Source organism: Microbacterium ureisolvens, from assembly GCF_019511645.1.
GTDB lineage: Bacteria > Actinomycetota > Actinomycetes > Actinomycetales > Microbacteriaceae > Microbacterium > Microbacterium ureisolvens_A.
In genome coordinates this window covers 58,703-73,500 of the sequence record NZ_JAEUAX010000010.1, presented here as the reverse complement: position 1 = coordinate 73,500, position 14,798 = coordinate 58,703, and the positions used below count along the sequence as shown (strand labels likewise).

The following is a 14,798-nucleotide window of genomic DNA, read 5'->3' as shown; positions in this document are numbered from 1 at the left end:
CGGCCGCAGCATCCGTTCTCGTGCGCAATGAATGACCTGAGGAACGAAGGAGTCCGAATGACCGAGCTGACCCGCGACGTCGTCATCGTCGGCGCCGGCGCTGCCGGCACCACCGCCGCCAACGAGCTGAAGAAGGCCGGGCTGTCGGTCGTCGTGCTCGAGGCGCGCGACCGCGTCGGCGGGCGCCTCTGGACCGACGTCATCGACGGCGCCATGCTCGAGATCGGCGGACAGTGGGTCTCGCCCGACCAGGACGCGCTGATCGAGACCGTCGCCGAGCTCGGGCTCGAGACCTACAGCCGCTACCGCGAGGGCGACAGCGTCTATGTCGGCCCCGACGGCACGGCCACCCGCTTCACCGGCGACATGTTCCCTGTCGCCCCCGAGACCGAGCGCGTGATCGCGGAGATCACCGAGCGTCTCGACGCCATGGTCGCCGAGATCGACCCCGACCGCCCGTGGGCGCACGAGAAGGCGGCCGAGTGGGACGCGATCTCGTGGGATGCCTGGCTGCGGGCGCAGACCGACGACGACGAGGCGGTCCGCAACCTCGCGTTCGCGACCGGATCGGCCATGCTCACCAAGCCGACGCACGCCTTCTCGCTGCTGCAGTCGCTGCTCATGGCGGCCTCCGCCGGCTCGTACTCGCACCTCGTCGACGCCGACTTCATCCTCGACAAGCGCGTCGTGGGCGGCCTGCAGCAGGTTCCGCTGCTCCTGGCGGAGCGCCTGGGCGACGACGTGCTCCTCGGTCACGCGGTGCGGACCATCGAGTGGTCCGACGAGGGCGTGACGGTGCACGCCGACGGCGACCTCCGCGTACGGGCCCGCCACGTGATCCTCGCGCTCGCGCCGGTGCTGTACAACCGCATCTCTTTCGTGCCGGCGCTCCCGCGGCTGCAGCACCAGATGCACCAGCACATCTCGATGGGCTTCGTGATCAAGGTGCACGCCGTCTACGACCGCCCGTTCTGGCGCGAGCAGGGCCTCTCGGGCACCGCCTTCAGCCCGTACGAGCTCTCCCACGAGGCGTACGACAACACCAACCACGGCGACGAGCGCGGCACCCTCGTGGGCTTCGTGTCGGACCGCAACGCCGACGACGTCTTCCGTGTGTCGGCCGAGGAGCGCAAGGAGCGCATCCTCGAGTCGCTCTCGCACTACTACGGTCCTGAGGCGAAGAACCCGGTCGTCTACTACGAGAGCGACTGGGGCTCGGAGGAGTGGACGCGGGGCGCCTACGCCGCCAGCTTCGACATGGGGGGCCTGCACCGCTACGGCGCCGACCTCCGCACGGCGGTCGGTCCGATCCACTTCGCGTGCAGCGACATGGCGGGCGCCGGCTACCAGCACGTCGACGGCGCGATCCGCATGGGTCGCCTGGCCGCGGCGAACATCGTCGAGGCGGCCCGCGGATGAGCGCGCGCATCGTCGTCGGCTACACCGCCACGGATGCCGGAGCCGACGCCGTCGCCCTCGGCAGCCGTCTCGCCTCCGCCCTCGGCGCGGCGCTCGACCTCGTGCTGGTGCTGCCGGCCGAGGACCGCAGCGTGATCACCCCGCCGGACGCCGGATACGACCGCTACCTCGTGACCCAGGCTGAGACCTGGCTCGCCGAGGCGGCGGCATCGATTCCGGATGCTGTGACCCACACCTCGCACGTGCGCTTCGCGGATTCCTTCGCAGAGGGCCTGATCCTCGCCGCGCACGAGCTCGAGGCGTCCCACATCGTCGTCGGCGCAGCCAACGGCGGACTGCGCGGGCGGCACCGCCTGGGCACGGTCGCGAACGAGCTGCTGCATTCCTCCGACGTGCCCGTCGTGCTGGCACCGGAGGGGTCGCGCCGGCTGGAGGCCACCGCGGTGACCCGCATCACGGCCGCGATCGGCACCCGCCCGGGCGCCAGCGCCCTGCTCGATGAGAGCATCGCGCTGGCCACCGCGACCGGCGCCGAGCTGCGCCTGCTGTCCCTCGTCTCGGTGGACCTCCCTGCCACCGTCGACACCGGCGTCATCCGTGTCGCGGGTGCCGCCCATGCCGACGACGTGCTCGGCAAGGCGCTCGACACCCTGCCCGACGGTGTTCGGGCGCAGGTCGTCGTCGCCCGCGGCGACAGCATCGAAGACGCTGTCGCGCACCTCGCCTGGGAGCCGGGGGAGCTGGCCGTGGTCGGCTCCAGCCGCCTCGCGCAGCCCCGGCGCCTGTTCCTCGGCTCGACCGCGGCGAAGATGCTGCACGAGCTGCCCGTCCCGATGGTCGTCGTGCCCCGCACGCGTGGCCAGGAAGGCTCACCCGCATGAGCTCACAGAGTCGCGGCGCTGCGGCGCCGCTCGCCCCGGCCTCCGGTTCCCACGCCGGGGAGCTGTCCAAGAAGGGCCTGAGCGCCGGCGCCGTCGGCGTCGTGGGGGCCGTGGTCATCGGCATCTCCACGATCGCCCCGGCCTACACGCTGACCGCGTCGCTCGGCCCGACGGTCGCCGTCGTCGGCACGCAGGTGCCCGCGATCATCCTCGTCGGGTTCATCCCGATGCTGCTGACCGCGTTCGGCTACCGCGAGCTCAACCGCGCGATGCCCGATTCGGGCACCTCGTTCACATGGGGCGTGCGGGCCTTCGGCCCGTGGATCGGCTGGATGACCGGCTGGGGCCTCGTCGCGGCGACGGTGATCGTGCTGTCGAACCTCGCGGGCATCGCCGTGGAGTTCCTGTTCCTGCTGATCTCGCAGCTGACGGGCAACCCCGAGATCGCCGATCTCGCGTTCAACCCGCTGATCAACGTGGTCGTCTGCCTGCTGTTCATGCTCGGCGCCACCCTGGTGTCGTACCGCGACATGCAGACCACGCAGAAGTTCCAGTACGTCCTGGTCGGCTTCCAGGTCGTCGTGCTGGTGCTGTTCGCGATCGTCGCGATCGTCAAGGCCGTCTCGGGCGACGCGCCCGACCCCACGGCGTTCTCGTGGTCGTGGTTCAACCCGCTCGAGGTTCCGACCTTCAGTGCGTTCGCCGCCGGCCTCTCGCTGTCGATCTTCATCTTCTGGGGCTGGGACGTCGTCCTCACCATGAACGAGGAGACCAAGAACCCCGAGAAGACGCCGGGACGCGCCGCGATGCTCACCGTCGTGATCGTGGTGTCGCTGTACCTCCTGCTGTCGATCGGCCTCATCATGTTCGCCGGCGTCGGCGACGGTCCGCTGGGGCTTGCGAACGAGGACATCTCGGCGAACGTCTTCTTCGCCCTCTCCGACCCGATCCTGGGGCCCCTGGCGTTCCTCGTGTCGCTCGCGGTGCTGTCGAGCTCGGCGGCCTCGCTGCAGTCGACGGCGGTGGGCCCCGCCCGCACCCTCCTCGCGATGGGCCACTACGGCGCGCTTCCCCCGAAGTTCGCGAGGGTCAGCCCTCGGTTCTTCACCCCGGGTTACGCCACCGTGGTCTCGGCGATCGTCGCCTCGGTCTTCTACGCGGTCATGCGCGTGCTGAGCGAGAACGTGCTCACCGACACGATCCTGTCGCTGGGCATGATGATCTGCTTCTACTACGGCCTCACCGCGTTCGCGTGCGTCTGGTACTTCCGCAAGCAGTGGTTCGACTCCGTGCGCAGCTTCTTCTTCACGTTCCTGTTCCCGCTGGTCGGCGGCGCGATCCTCGCGGTGCTCTTCGTCACGACGCTCATCGACTCGATGGACCCGGCGTACGGCAGCGGATCGAGCATCTTCGGCCTGGGCCTGGTGTTCGTGCTCGGCGTCACGGTGATCCTCGCGGGCGTCGTGATCATGATCTGGCAGGCGATCAAGCGTCCGGCGTTCTTCCGCGGTGAGACACTCGGTGTCGACGCGCCCGAAAGCCTTCGACGCGCCCGTCGCTGACGGGCAGACTGTCCCCATCCACCCCGATCGGAGAGAACGCAATGACCGACTACGCCGTCGTGAACCCGGCCACGGGAGAGACCCTGGCCACGTATCCGACCATCACCGACGAGGCTCTCGAGACCGCGATCGCGGGAGCGGATGCTGCGTACCGCACGTGGCGCGACCAGCCGGTCGCCGAGCGCGCGGCACGGATCCGCAAGGTGGCGGAGCTCCACCGCGAGCGTCGCGACGACCTTGCTGCGATCATCGTGCGCGAGATGGGCAAGCCGCTGGAGGCCGCTCTCGGCGAGGTCGACTTCGCCGCCGACATCACCGAGTACTACGCGGACCACGCGGAGAAGATCACCGGCGACCAGCCGATCGACATCGACGGCGAGGGCACCGCGGTCATCCGCCGGTCGCCGCTCGGCGTGCTGCTGGGCATCATGCCGTGGAACTTCCCCTACTACCAGGTCGCCCGCTTCGCGGCGCCGAACATCGTGGTGGGCAACACCATCCTCCTGAAGCACGCGCCGCAGTGCCCCGAGTCGGCCGCCGCCATCGCGGCGATCTACGCCGACGCCGGGCTCGAGGGGGTGTACACGAACATCTACGCGACGAACGATCAGGCGGCGGCGATCATCGCCGACCGCCGGGTGCAGGGCGTCTCGGTCACCGGCTCGGAGCGCGCCGGCGCCGCGGTCGCGGAGATCGCCGGACGCAACCTCAAGAAGGTTGCTCTGGAGCTGGGCGGGTCGGACCCGTTCATCCTCCTCTCGACCGACGACCTCGACGCGGCGGTGCAGGCGGCCGTGGACGCGCGCCTGGACAACACCGGGCAGTCGTGCAACGCCGCCAAGCGCTTCATCGTCGTCGACGGGCTGTACGACGAGTTCCTCGAGAAGTTCACCGCGAAGATGTCCGAGGCGAAGGTCGGCGACCCGTTCGCCGATGACACCGTCCTCGGTCCGCTGTCGTCGCTCACGGCGGCGGAGCGCCTCGCGGAGCAGGTCGACCGGGCGGTCGCGCAGGGCGCGAAGCTCGTCGCCGGCGGCACGCGCGACGGCGCCTTCTACCCGGGAACCGTGCTCACCGACGTGACCAGCGACATGGACGCGTACCGCGAGGAGTTCTTCGGACCCGTCGGCGTCGTGTACAAGGTCGCCGACGAGGACGCGGCGGTCGCCCTCGCGAACGACACCAGCTACGGCCTCGGCTCGTACGTCTTCACGACCGATGAGGAGCAGGCCCAGCGCGTCGCCGACAAGATCGACGCCGGCATGGTCTACGTCAACGTGGTGCTGGCCGACGAGCCCGGGCTGCCCTTCGGCGGCGTGAAGCGCTCGGGCACCTCGCGCGAGATGGGTCTTCTGGCGGCGGACGAGTTCGTCAACAAGAAGCTGATCCGCATCGGCGCCTGACGATCAGCCCTCGCCGAGCGCCTCGCGCGCCTCGGCGAGGGCCTCGTCGGCCCACTGGACCTGCTGCGGCGTGCCCCAGCGGGTCGCGGCATCCCGTGCCGCCTCGAACTCGGCGATCGCCTCGGCCAGGCGTCCGGCCTCGAAGAGGCGCCAGCCGGCGTTGTTGTGCAGCGACACGTTCCAGCGCAGCGTGCGCTGATCCGAGGCGCCGTCGAGCGCCCTGAACGCCGCCGAGGTCCATGCCTCGGCCTGATCTGGCTCCGCGATCGCGAGCATGTGCAGCGCGTCGACCTGCAGGAATACGAGACCGGATCCGGATGCGGCATCCACCGCCGCGAGGAAGTAGGGCACTGCCGCGCCGGCGTCGCCCGCTGAGTTGCGTACGCGGCCGCGTTCGAGGGCCGCACGTGCCGCGACGGCGGCATCCTCGATCGAGACCGCGTCGAGGGTCGCGTCGGCGTCGTCGAAGCGCTCCTGCAGCCCCAGGGCCCGCGCGACCTGAGTCTCGAGCTCGGCGCGGGTCGCAGCATCCGTCTCCTCCTCCGCCGCCGCCCGCAGCCGCGCCTCGGAGGCTGCCGCGTCGGAGAAGTCCCACAAGTCGTCGAGCCGCGTCTGCGCGAGAGCCATGCGGGAATGCTAATCCCGGCGCCGGGGCTGTCGCCGACGAGGTGCGAGCGCGAGGATGGAGTCATGGCAGACACACCGGACCCCGTCGTCGCTCTCTCCGATGAAGAGTGCTGGGCGCGCCTGCGCACGCAGGAGCTCGGCCGCCTCGTCACCCACGTCGGCGACGTGCTCGACATCTTCCCCGTGAACTACGTCGTCGACGGGGAGAGCGTGCTCTTCCGCACGGCGCAGGGGAGCAAGCTGTTCGAACTGACGGTCAACGACGAGGTGCTCTTCGAGGTCGACGATCACACCGAGACCGACGCGTGGAGCGTGATCGTGCGGGGCCGTGCGCATCCGCTCGAGAGTTCCGGCGACGTGGAGCGGGCCGACGGCCTGGGGCTCAGGCCCTGGATCCCGACGCTGAAGTACACGTACGTCCGCGTCGAGGCGACATCGCTGTCGGGCCGCGCGTTCGAGCGCGGACCAGAGCCCGACCGCTACGGCGTGCAGCAGTACTGATCCATGGACGGACGCGTGAGGGGCCGCCTCGGTTCGCGGGGTCCTCGGGCATGCCGTACACTGGATCGTGCAGTCGAAATCTGCATTCTTTCGCCGTGCCCGGTACTCGGGTGCGGATCCTCAAGCCGCGGTGAGAGGGGAAGAGTGCGGGCTTCGCGCGGCCTCCGGGTCTCTAGGGCGGTAGCTCAATTGGCAGAGCAGCGGTCTCCAAAACCGCAGGTTGCAGGTTCGATTCCTGTCCGCCCTGCGCGTCAGCGCAACACCGGTCACATACTGGTGGTTGACAACACAGTGTGCCGACCCGTGTCGGCTCACGGAAGGTAATCAGGTGGCATCGATGGTTCAGGACGAGCCGAAGGGCGAAGTCGTCTCCGCAGAGGGAACGACCGCGCCCCGCGAGAAGAAGCCGAACGTCTTCGCTCGTATCGCCCTGTTCGTGCGCCAGGTCTTCGCCGAGCTCCGCAAGGTCGTCACGCCGACGCGCCAGGAGCTGCTGAAGTACACGGCGGTGGTGCTGGGCTTCGTCGTCGTGATGATGGCGCTCGTCTACGGCCTGGACGTGCTGTTCGTGTGGATCACGTCGTACGTCTTCGGGGTCCCCGGCGCCTGATCCCGGGCGCTCCCGGCTCGCAGCGGGGGCATGACACGGGCGGACCGCAGGTCCGGCAGCGGACGGAACGGAAGAGAACTCACGTGACTGAAAGATATGTCGACGACGCCGATTGGGCGACGGCCGCCGAGCAGTCGTCGGAGGACGACGAAGCTCAGGAGGGCAACGTCCTCGCGGCGGAGGAGCGGTCGGTCGAGGCCGCCGAGCACCTCGCGATCCACATCGTCGACGAGTCCGAAGAGGACGACGCCGACCTGGATGACATCGACATCGACGACCCGGAGGCGGACGCCATCGTGAACGACGCTCTCAACCTGGACGAGACGGCCGAGACCGAGGCTGCGGCCGAGGTCATCAACGACTCCATCGCGGAGGAGGTCGCCGAGCGCGAGGCCGAAGCCGCCGACGAGGTGACGCCGTACGACGGTCCCGACGTGAACGGCGATGAGGACGAGGCCGAGCTCGACGAGGACTTCGTCGCGGAGGTGGATGCCGCCGCCGCCGTGGTCGACGAGGTCGAGGCCTCCGTCTCCCCGGCCGATGCGGCCGAGGTTCCCGACGGCTACGCCGATGAGGACGAAGACCCCTACGAGGCGTTCCGCGCCGAGCTGCGCACCCTCCCGGGCAAGTGGTACGTCATCCACTCCTACGCCGGCTTCGAGCGCAAGGTGAAGGCCAACATCGAGCAGCGCAAGTCGACGCTCGAGGTCGAGGAGGAGATCTACCAGATCGAGGTCCCGATGGAGGACGTCGTCGAGATCAAGAACGGTCAGCGCAAGATGGTCACGCGCGTCCGGATCCCCGGCTACGTGCTGGTGCGCATGGAGCTCAACGAAGACACCTGGTCGGTCGTGCGTCACACGCCCGGCGTGACCGGCTTCGTCGGCAACGCCCACAACCCGACGCCGCTGCGCTTCGAAGAGGCCTTCAACATGCTGAAGAGCCTGGTCGAGGTCAAGGAGGTCGCCGGCGCCAAGAGCGGTGCGGCCAAGAAGGGCGCAGCCGCCGCTGCCCGTGTCATCCCGGCGGAGGTCGACTTCGAGGTGGGCGAGACCATCACGATCAAGGAGGGCTCGTTCGCGGGCCTGCCGGGCACGATCAGCGAGATCAAGCCCGAGAGCGGCAAGCTCACGGTCCTCGTCTCGCTCTTCGAGCGCGAGACCCCGGTCGAGCTGTCGTTCGACCAGGTCACCAAGCTCTGAGACCCGCCGAGCCCATCACCTAGACGAAGCGCCCCGCCGAACGGCGGGGCGCTTCGTCGTCTTCGGGTCCGGTCCGGTCCGGTCCGGTCCGGTCAGTATGGCGGAGATGTGCAGGATGACGGATGCCTCGACCCGAGGCATCCGTCATCGTGCACATCTCCGCACTGCTGTGCACCATCGGGTCCTCCCCAGAAGATGTCCTGGGACCCCTCATCCCCATGTGGCGTCGAAACTCCGGCGTGCGGCCGGACACGCGGCACGCTGGCTGGATGGAAGATGTCGTGCGCGCTGTCCGCGCAGTGGGTGGGGTGGCGCGCGTCGCCGCACTTCGGGCCCAAGGGCTCCCGCGCCGCGCGATCGAAGGTGCCGTCTCGTCGGGCGTTCTCGTGCGCCCGCGCAACGGGTGGGTCGCGGCGCTCGATGCGGACGCGCTCCTGATTGCGGCGGCACGCGCAGGGGTGGTGCTCACGTGTCAGACCCAGGCGCGACGGCTCGGACTCTGGGTACTGCGCGATGATCGCGCGCACGTCGCTGCGCCGCCGCATCACCACATCGGCGACATGAAGGCCGGCACGCGCGTCCACTGGGCGCGACCTCTGGTGCCGAGGCATCCCGATGCCCTCGTCGACCCGATCGAGAACGTGCTCGCGCTCGTCGCAACCTGTCTTCCCCGCGAGGAGGCACTCGCAATCTGGGAATCGGCGCTGCGGCAAGAGTTGGCGGCGCGCGATTCGCTTCAGCGGATGCCGCTGTCGGGTGCGGCGCGAGCGCTGCTTGAGCAGTGCTCGCCGGTCTCCGACTCGGGGCTCGAGACTCTGATTCCGGTGCGGCTGCATTTTCTGCGGCTGCCGATCCGGCAGCAGGTGTGGCTGGCGGGGCACGCGGTCGACTTCCTCATCGGCGACCGCCTCGTGCTGCAGGTCGACGGGGGCCACCACGTCGGAGCGCAGAGACGCAGCGACATCGCCCACGATGCGCGGCTGGCGCTGCTCGGCTACCACGTCGTCCGCGTCGACTACGTGCAGGTCATGACGAGATGGGTGGACGTGCACGATGTGATCGTGCGCGCCGTCGCGCAGGGCTTGCACCGTCCCTCGTGACCGGGACCGGCGATCGCGCAGAGATCATGCGTGCACGATTGCGGAGAAGCGCAGGATGACGGATGCCTCGGCCCGTGGCATCCGCGATCGCGCGGTGATCATGCGTGCACGATTGGGAGAAGCGCAGGATGACGGATGCCTCGGCCCGTGGCATCCGCGATCGCGCAGGGATCATGCGTGCACGATTGCGGAGAAGCGCAGGATGACGGATGCCTCGGCCCGTGGCATCCGCGATCGTGCACATCTCCGTAGATCTGCGCCCCGGAGCGGAGCAGGGGAGGGCATCGGGTAGACTAGAGCGGTTGCGCCCATCGCGCGACGAAATCCCACCACGTCCAGGGCCCGCCTGGCTCGTGGAAGCGCGCCCCGCGAGGGACGCTCGAACGAAGGAAAAGAATGGCACCGAAGAAGAAGGTGACCGGCCTGATCAAGCTTCAGATCAACGCCGGTGCAGCCAACCCGGCGCCGCCGATCGGCCCCGCGCTCGGTCAGCATGGCGTCAACATCATGGAGTTCTGCAAGGCGTACAACGCCGCGACCGAGTCGCAGCGCGGCAACGTCATCCCCGTGGAGATCACCGTCTACGAGGACCGCAGCTTCACGTTCATCCTGAAGACCCCGCCGGCCGCTGAGCTCATCAAGAAGGCCGCCGGCCTGCAGAAGGGCTCGAAGACGCCGCACACGGTCAAGGTCGGCAAGCTCACCAAGGAGCAGGTCCGCCAGATCGCCGAGACCAAGCAGCCCGACCTGAACGCGAACGACATCGAGGCCGCCTCGAAGATCATCGCCGGCACCGCCCGTTCCATGGGCATCACGGTTGAGGACTGAGGGGGATAGGAAACATGGCTACCAAGTCCAAGGCCTTCCAGGCCGCTGCCGCCAAGATCGAGGCGGACAAGTTCTACACCCCGACCGAGGCCGTCGCGCTCGCGAAGGAGACCGGCTCGGCGAAGTTCGACTCGACCGTCGAGGTCGCGCTCAAGCTCTCGGTCGACCCCCGCAAGGCAGACCAGATGGTGCGCGGCACCGTCATCCTCCCGCACGGCACCGGCAAGACCGCCCGCGTCATCGTGTTCGCGACGGGTCCGGCCGCTGAGGCCGCGATCGCCGCGGGTGCGGACGAGGTCGGCGGCGCCGAGCTCATCGAGAAGGTCGCCGGCGGCTGGACCGCGTTCGACGCGGCCGTCGCGACGCCCGAGCTCATGGGCCAGGTCGGTCGCCTCGGCAAGGTGCTCGGCCCCCGTGGCCTCATGCCCAACCCGAAGACCGGCACCGTGACCCCCAACCCGGCCAAGGCCGTCGAGGAGATCAAGGGCGGAAAGATCGAGTTCCGCGTCGACAAGCACGCCAACGTGCACTTCGTCGTCGGCAAGGCCTCGTTCTCTGCCGAGCAGCTGGACGAGAACCTGAAGGCCGCGCTCGAAGAGATCGTGCGCCTGAAGCCGTCGAGCTCGAAGGGCCGTTACATCCAGAAGGGCGCCGTGTCGACCACGTTCGGCCCCGGCATCCCGCTGGACGTCAACACCCTCGTCTGACGCTTCGACAAGCTCAGCGACCGGCAGGTCGCGGAAGGCCCCACCCGTCAGGGTGGGGCCTTCGTCGTAACCGCTCCGGCGCGCGAGCGACCGCGGGAGTAGCGTCTCAGGCATGTCGAAGACGCTCTTGGACCTGTTCGGAATCGACGCGCCGATCGTGCTCGGCCCCTTCGGCGGACTCTCGTCCATCGAGCTGACGGCCGCGGTGAGCGAACTCGGCGGACTCGGCTCGTACGGACTGTACGGCTACTCGGCCGACCGCATCAGTGACACGATCGCCGCGCTGCACTCCGCGACGCACCGCCCGTTCGCGGTGAACCTGTGGCTGCCGACGGGCGACGAGGTCACACCGGGCGAGGTCGACCTCAAGCCGGCGATCGAGGCCGTCGCGCCGCTGTACGACGAGCTGGGGCTCGCCCACCCCACGCCTCCGATCGAGTTCCTGCCCGATCTCGACTCCCAGATGACGGCGGTGATGGATGCTGCGCCCGCGGCGCTGAGCGTGGTCTTCGGGGTGCCGTCGGAGCACGTGGTGGCGGCCGCACGCAGCCGCGGCATCCGTGTGATCGGCACCGCTACCACGGTCGCGGAGGCCGTCGCGCTCGAGGCGGCCGGGGTGGACGCGATCGTCGCCACCGGCGCCGAGGCCGGGGGGCACCGCGTGTCGTTCCTGCGGCCGGCCGAGCAGTCCCTCGTCGGCACCTTCGCGCTGGTCCCGCAGGTCGTGGACGCCGTGGACGTCCCGGTGATCGCGGCGGGAGGCGTCGCCGATCGGCGCGGCGTCGCGGCCGCCTTCGCGCTCGGCGCGTCGGGCGTGCAAGTCGGTTCGGCCTTCCTGCGCACGCGGCAGTCGGCCGCCACCGACGCGCACCGTCAGGCGATCGCCGACGCCGCGGACGCAGAGACCGTTCTCACCCGCGCCATGAGCGGGCGCCTGGCACGCGGCATCCCGAATCGCGCCATGCGTGAGATCGAGACGACAGGCATCATCGCGCCGTTCCCCGCGCAGAACTGGCTCACCGGGCAGTTCCGCGCGGAGGCCGGCAAGCGGGGCGAGGGCGAGCTGGTGTCGCTGTGGGCGGGGCAGGCCGCGGGGCTCGCGCCGAGCGACGACGTGGCCGAGGTGTTCGCCGAGCTTGTCGCGGGCCTCCCGGGCTGAGCCTGTCGAGCAACAAAGCGACACGCGACGACCCTGTGCGGCCGAGACCGTGTTCTACTGGAAAGTCGGGCCTCACGCCCGCTCGCACGCAGCAACGCCATCACCAGGAACTCACATGTCACGTCGCATCACCGCTCTCGTCCTCACCGCCGCAGCCGCCCTCGCTCTCACCGCGTGCAGCAGCGGCTCCGCCGACCCCGTCCCCAGCGGCGATGGCGACGACTACGGCTTGGTGACCCCCGGCACCCTCACCGTCGCCACCGAGGGCACGTACCGCCCGTTCTCGTTCCACGACGAGTCCGGCGAGCTCGTCGGCTTCGACGTCGAGATCGCCGAGGCGGTCGCCGAGAAGCTCGACCTCGAGGTCGTCTTCCAGGAGACGCAGTGGGACGCGATCTTCGCCGGACTCGACGCCGGCCGCTTCGACGTCATCGGCAACCAGGTGTCGATCAACCCCGAGCGCGAGGAGAAGTACCTCTTCAGCGAGCCCTACACCGTGTCGCCCGGCGTCATCGTCGTGGCCGAGGACGACGACTCGATCAAGAGCTTCGAGGATCTCGCCGGAAAGACGACGGCGCAGTCGCTCACGAGCAACTGGTACCAGCTCGCCGAGGAGAGCGGTGCCACCGTCGAGGCGGTCGAGGGCTGGGCCCAGGCCGTCGCGCTGCTGCAGCAGGGGCGCGTCGACGCGACCGTCAACGACAGCCTGACCTTCCTCGACTACGAGAAGAGCGAAGGCCCGACGGGCCTCAAGATCGCCGTCGAGACCGATGAGCCGAGCCTCAGCGCCTTCGCGTTCACCAAGGACAAGGAAGCGCTGGTCGAGGCCATCGACGGTGCCCTCGCGGAGCTGCGAGAAGAGGGCGTGCTCGCCGAGATCAGCGAGAAGTACTTCGGCGCCGACGTCACCCAGTAGTAGCCCACGAGGCGCCGCCCGTCCTACCGTGGGCGGGCGGCGTCGTCGTCTGTCGCAAAGGGAGGACCCGCATGGATGGCACCACCTGGGCTCTGCTGGTGGACTCGTTCTGGCCGTTGCTGCTCGCCGCGATCACCGGGACGATCCCGCTCGCGCTCTCGTCGTTCGCCTTGGGGCTCGTGATCGCGATCGCTGTCGCGCTCCTGCGGCTGTCGGGCAATCCCGTGCTCTCGAACATCGCCAGGTTCTACGTGTCGGTGATCCGCGGAACGCCGCTGCTGGTGCAGCTGTTCGTCATCTTCTACGGGCTGCCGTCGGTGGGCGTGGTGATCGACCCGTGGCCGGCCGCCATCATCGCGTTCTCGCTCAACGTCGGCGGGTACGCGGCGGAGATCGTGCGGGCCGCGATCCTCTCGGTGCCGAAGGGCCAGTGGGAGGCCGCGCACACCGTCGGGTACTCGCAGGCCCAGACTCTGACCCGGATCGTGCTGCCGCAGGCGGCGCGCGTGTCGGTCCCGCCGTTGTCGAACACGTTCATCTCGCTCGTCAAGGACACGTCGCTGGCATCGACCATCCTCGTGACGGAGATGTTCCGCAAGGCGCAGCAGATCGCCGCCTTCACCTTCGAGGTCCTCGCGATCTATCTCGAGGCCGCGCTCATCTACTGGCTCATCTGCCTCGTGCTCTCCACCGGGCAGAGCGCGATCGAGAGGAGGCTCGACCGCTATGTCGCCCATTGATCCGACGGACGACGCGCTCGCCCCGCCGGCTCCTGCCGACGATCGCCCGCTCCTCGAGGTGTCGGGTCTCACCAAGACCTTCGGCACGAACCGCGTGCTCGACGGCGTCGACTTCGAGGTGCGTCGGGGCGAGGTCGTCGCGCTCATCGGCCCCAGCGGCTCGGGCAAGACCACGGTGCTCCGCTCGCTCAACGGACTCGAGACACCCGAGGCGGGAACGGTCGCCTTCGCCGACGGACCCCGTGTCGACTTCGCGGCGCCGGTCTCGAAGGCGGACCGGATCGCGCTGCGCGACCGCTCCGCGATGGTGTTCCAGCACCACAACCTCTTTCCGCACCGAACCGTCCTGCAGAACGTCACCGAGGGGCCGGTCCACGCGCACGGCGTGCCGAAGGCCGAGGCGGTCGCGCGCGCCGAGGCGCTCCTCGACCGCGTGGGGCTGAGCGAGAAGCGCGACGCCTATCCGTTCGAGCTCTCGGGCGGCCAGCAGCAGCGCGTGGGGATCGTCCGCGCCCTCGCACTGCAGCCGGCACTGCTCCTGTTCGACGAGCCGACGAGCGCCCTGGACTCGGAGCTCGTCGGCGAGGTTCTCCTCGTGCTCAAGGAGCTCGCGGAGGAGGGGTGGACGATGGTCATCGTCACGCACGAGCTCGCCTTCGCGCGCGAGGTCGCCGACGAGGTGCTCTTCTTCGACAACGGCATCGTCCTGGAACGAGGTGCACCGAAGGAGCTGTTCAGCCGTCCGCAGCACGAGCGCACCCGCCGCTTCATCGACAGGATCCTGCGACCCTTCGACGGCTGACGGGCTCAGCCGGTGGGGCGCACCTCGAACCCGCGCTCACCGGTGGTGGCGGCATCCGTCACCGTCGCCTGCTCCACCCGGGAACCCGGCGGGCCTTCCGCCATCCACGCGAGCACCTCGTCCACTTGAGCCGGCGTGCCCTCGACCTCGGCTTCGACCGACCCGTCGCGTCGGTTGCGCACCCATCCGGCCACGCCAGCCTCGCGTGCGACGATGCGCATGGTGTAGCGGTAGCCGACGCCCTGGACGTCGCCGCGGACGGTCACGTGCACGCGTCTCATGTCGCCATCTTGCCGCCGCACACGCCTTGCCGCGACCCGGTGGAGTCGGCCAGGATGCCG

16 protein-coding genes and 1 tRNA gene are annotated in these 14,798 nt (G+C 69.4%); 15 read left to right on the top strand and 2 right to left on the bottom strand.

Annotated elements, in window-relative coordinates; genetic code table 11:
* Window positions 1–57 precede the first annotated feature (57 nt).
* From JNB61_RS15855 to JNB61_RS15840, 4 genes are read left to right on the top strand one after another with little or no spacing between them, the layout of a single operon-like run.
* A complete protein-coding gene (locus JNB61_RS15855) occupies window positions 58–1,419 on the top strand; it encodes a flavin monoamine oxidase family protein (RefSeq protein ID WP_220340242.1) in 1,362 nt (453 codons plus the stop codon).
* Window positions 1,416–2,300 carry a universal stress protein gene (locus tag JNB61_RS15850; protein WP_220290742.1) on the top strand — a complete coding sequence of 295 codons (885 nt, stop codon included), beginning with the start codon at window positions 1,416–1,418 and terminating at the stop codon, window positions 2,298–2,300. The genes JNB61_RS15855 and JNB61_RS15850 overlap by 4 nt, the downstream gene beginning before the upstream one ends.
* Entirely contained in the window at window positions 2,297–3,862 is a 1,566-nt protein-coding gene (locus tag JNB61_RS15845; protein WP_220290740.1) for an APC family permease, read from the top strand. The genes JNB61_RS15850 and JNB61_RS15845 overlap by 4 nt, the downstream gene beginning before the upstream one ends.
* Window positions 3,863–3,903: 41 nt before the next feature.
* On the top strand, window positions 3,904–5,265 hold the full coding sequence (locus JNB61_RS15840; RefSeq protein WP_220290738.1) for an NAD-dependent succinate-semialdehyde dehydrogenase: 1,362 nt from the start codon (window positions 3,904–3,906) through the stop codon (window positions 5,263–5,265).
* A gap of 3 nt (window positions 5,266–5,268) precedes the next feature.
* Here JNB61_RS15840 and JNB61_RS15835 read toward each other — a convergent pair whose 3' ends face one another.
* Window positions 5,269–5,892 (bottom strand): hypothetical protein, encoded by a 624-nt coding sequence (locus tag JNB61_RS15835; protein ID WP_220340241.1) that lies wholly within the window; start codon window positions 5,890–5,892, stop codon window positions 5,269–5,271.
* Between the two features lie 63 nt (window positions 5,893–5,955).
* On the opposite strand from JNB61_RS15835, the gene JNB61_RS15830 reads away from it, so the two are divergent.
* The 11 genes from JNB61_RS15830 (at window position 5,956) to JNB61_RS15780 (ending at window position 14,457) form a co-directional block, all read left to right on the top strand.
* Window positions 5,956–6,393 carry a pyridoxamine 5'-phosphate oxidase family protein gene (locus JNB61_RS15830; RefSeq protein ID WP_220340239.1) on the top strand — a complete coding sequence of 146 codons (438 nt, stop codon included), beginning with the start codon at window positions 5,956–5,958 and terminating at the stop codon, window positions 6,391–6,393.
* Between the two features lie 174 nt (window positions 6,394–6,567).
* Window positions 6,568–6,640: transfer RNA gene (locus tag JNB61_RS15825), tRNA-Trp, on the top strand.
* A gap of 90 nt (window positions 6,641–6,730) precedes the next feature.
* The gene (gene secE / locus JNB61_RS15820) at window positions 6,731–7,003 is read left to right on the top strand and encodes a preprotein translocase subunit SecE (RefSeq protein WP_116197035.1); all 273 of its coding nucleotides are present in this window, start codon (window positions 6,731–6,733) and stop codon (window positions 7,001–7,003) included.
* A gap of 83 nt (window positions 7,004–7,086) precedes the next feature.
* A complete protein-coding gene (gene nusG / locus JNB61_RS15815) occupies window positions 7,087–8,205 on the top strand; it encodes a transcription termination/antitermination protein NusG (RefSeq protein ID WP_220340237.1) in 1,119 nt (372 codons plus the stop codon).
* A gap of 269 nt (window positions 8,206–8,474) precedes the next feature.
* The gene (locus JNB61_RS15810; RefSeq protein WP_220340236.1) at window positions 8,475–9,305 is read left to right on the top strand and encodes an endonuclease domain-containing protein; all 831 of its coding nucleotides are present in this window, start codon (window positions 8,475–8,477) and stop codon (window positions 9,303–9,305) included.
* 396 nt (window positions 9,306–9,701) lie between these two features.
* Window positions 9,702–10,133 (top strand): 50S ribosomal protein L11, encoded by a 432-nt coding sequence (gene rplK, locus JNB61_RS15805; protein WP_159842365.1) that lies wholly within the window; start codon window positions 9,702–9,704, stop codon window positions 10,131–10,133.
* A 14-nt stretch (window positions 10,134–10,147) separates the two neighbouring features.
* Complete coding sequence (rplA, locus tag JNB61_RS15800; RefSeq protein WP_109211513.1) at window positions 10,148–10,840, top strand: 50S ribosomal protein L1; 693 nt, start codon at window positions 10,148–10,150, stop codon at window positions 10,838–10,840.
* A gap of 112 nt (window positions 10,841–10,952) precedes the next feature.
* On the top strand, window positions 10,953–11,999 hold the full coding sequence (locus JNB61_RS15795) for an NAD(P)H-dependent flavin oxidoreductase (protein WP_220340234.1): 1,047 nt from the start codon (window positions 10,953–10,955) through the stop codon (window positions 11,997–11,999).
* A gap of 115 nt (window positions 12,000–12,114) precedes the next feature.
* Entirely contained in the window at window positions 12,115–12,915 is an 801-nt protein-coding gene (locus JNB61_RS15790; RefSeq protein WP_220340232.1) for an amino acid ABC transporter substrate-binding protein, read from the top strand.
* 71 nt (window positions 12,916–12,986) lie between these two features.
* Window positions 12,987–13,655 carry an amino acid ABC transporter permease gene (locus JNB61_RS15785; RefSeq protein ID WP_159842371.1) on the top strand — a complete coding sequence of 223 codons (669 nt, stop codon included), beginning with the start codon at window positions 12,987–12,989 and terminating at the stop codon, window positions 13,653–13,655.
* Window positions 13,642–14,457 (top strand): amino acid ABC transporter ATP-binding protein, encoded by an 816-nt coding sequence (locus tag JNB61_RS15780; protein ID WP_159842373.1) that lies wholly within the window; start codon window positions 13,642–13,644, stop codon window positions 14,455–14,457. Before JNB61_RS15785 ends, JNB61_RS15780 begins: the two co-directional genes overlap by 14 nt.
* Before the next feature lie 5 nt (window positions 14,458–14,462).
* Here the strand turns inward: JNB61_RS15780 and JNB61_RS15775 are convergent, their stop codons facing one another.
* Entirely contained in the window at window positions 14,463–14,738 is a 276-nt protein-coding gene (locus tag JNB61_RS15775) for an acylphosphatase (protein WP_159842375.1), read from the bottom strand.
* Window positions 14,739–14,798: the final 60 nt, after the last annotated feature.

Bases quoted from the DNA above. Each gene is read 5' to 3' on its own strand.
- JNB61_RS15855 (WP_220340242.1), top strand. From the start codon at position 58: ATGACCGAGCTGACCCGCGACGTCGTCATCGTCGGCGCCGGCGCTGCC.
- JNB61_RS15850 (WP_220290742.1), top strand. From the start codon at position 1,416: ATGAGCGCGCGCATCGTCGTCGGCTACACCGCCACGGATGCCGGAGCC.
- JNB61_RS15845 (WP_220290740.1), top strand. From the start codon at position 2,297: ATGAGCTCACAGAGTCGCGGCGCTGCGGCGCCGCTCGCCCCGGCCTCC.
- JNB61_RS15840 (WP_220290738.1), top strand. From the start codon at position 3,904: ATGACCGACTACGCCGTCGTGAACCCGGCCACGGGAGAGACCCTGGCC.
- JNB61_RS15835 (WP_220340241.1), bottom strand. From the start codon at position 5,892: ATGGCTCTCGCGCAGACGCGGCTCGACGACTTGTGGGACTTCTCCGAC.
- JNB61_RS15830 (WP_220340239.1), top strand. From the start codon at position 5,956: ATGGCAGACACACCGGACCCCGTCGTCGCTCTCTCCGATGAAGAGTGC.
- secE (WP_116197035.1), top strand. From the start codon at position 6,731: ATGGTTCAGGACGAGCCGAAGGGCGAAGTCGTCTCCGCAGAGGGAACG.
- JNB61_RS15810 (WP_220340236.1), top strand. From the start codon at position 8,475: ATGGAAGATGTCGTGCGCGCTGTCCGCGCAGTGGGTGGGGTGGCGCGC.
- rplK (WP_159842365.1), top strand. From the start codon at position 9,702: ATGGCACCGAAGAAGAAGGTGACCGGCCTGATCAAGCTTCAGATCAAC.
- rplA (WP_109211513.1), top strand. From the start codon at position 10,148: ATGGCTACCAAGTCCAAGGCCTTCCAGGCCGCTGCCGCCAAGATCGAG.
- JNB61_RS15795 (WP_220340234.1), top strand. From the start codon at position 10,953: ATGTCGAAGACGCTCTTGGACCTGTTCGGAATCGACGCGCCGATCGTG.
- JNB61_RS15790 (WP_220340232.1), top strand. From the start codon at position 12,115: ATGTCACGTCGCATCACCGCTCTCGTCCTCACCGCCGCAGCCGCCCTC.
- JNB61_RS15785 (WP_159842371.1), top strand. From the start codon at position 12,987: ATGGATGGCACCACCTGGGCTCTGCTGGTGGACTCGTTCTGGCCGTTG.
- JNB61_RS15780 (WP_159842373.1), top strand. From the start codon at position 13,642: ATGTCGCCCATTGATCCGACGGACGACGCGCTCGCCCCGCCGGCTCCT.
- JNB61_RS15775 (WP_159842375.1), bottom strand. From the start codon at position 14,738: ATGAGACGCGTGCACGTGACCGTCCGCGGCGACGTCCAGGGCGTCGGC.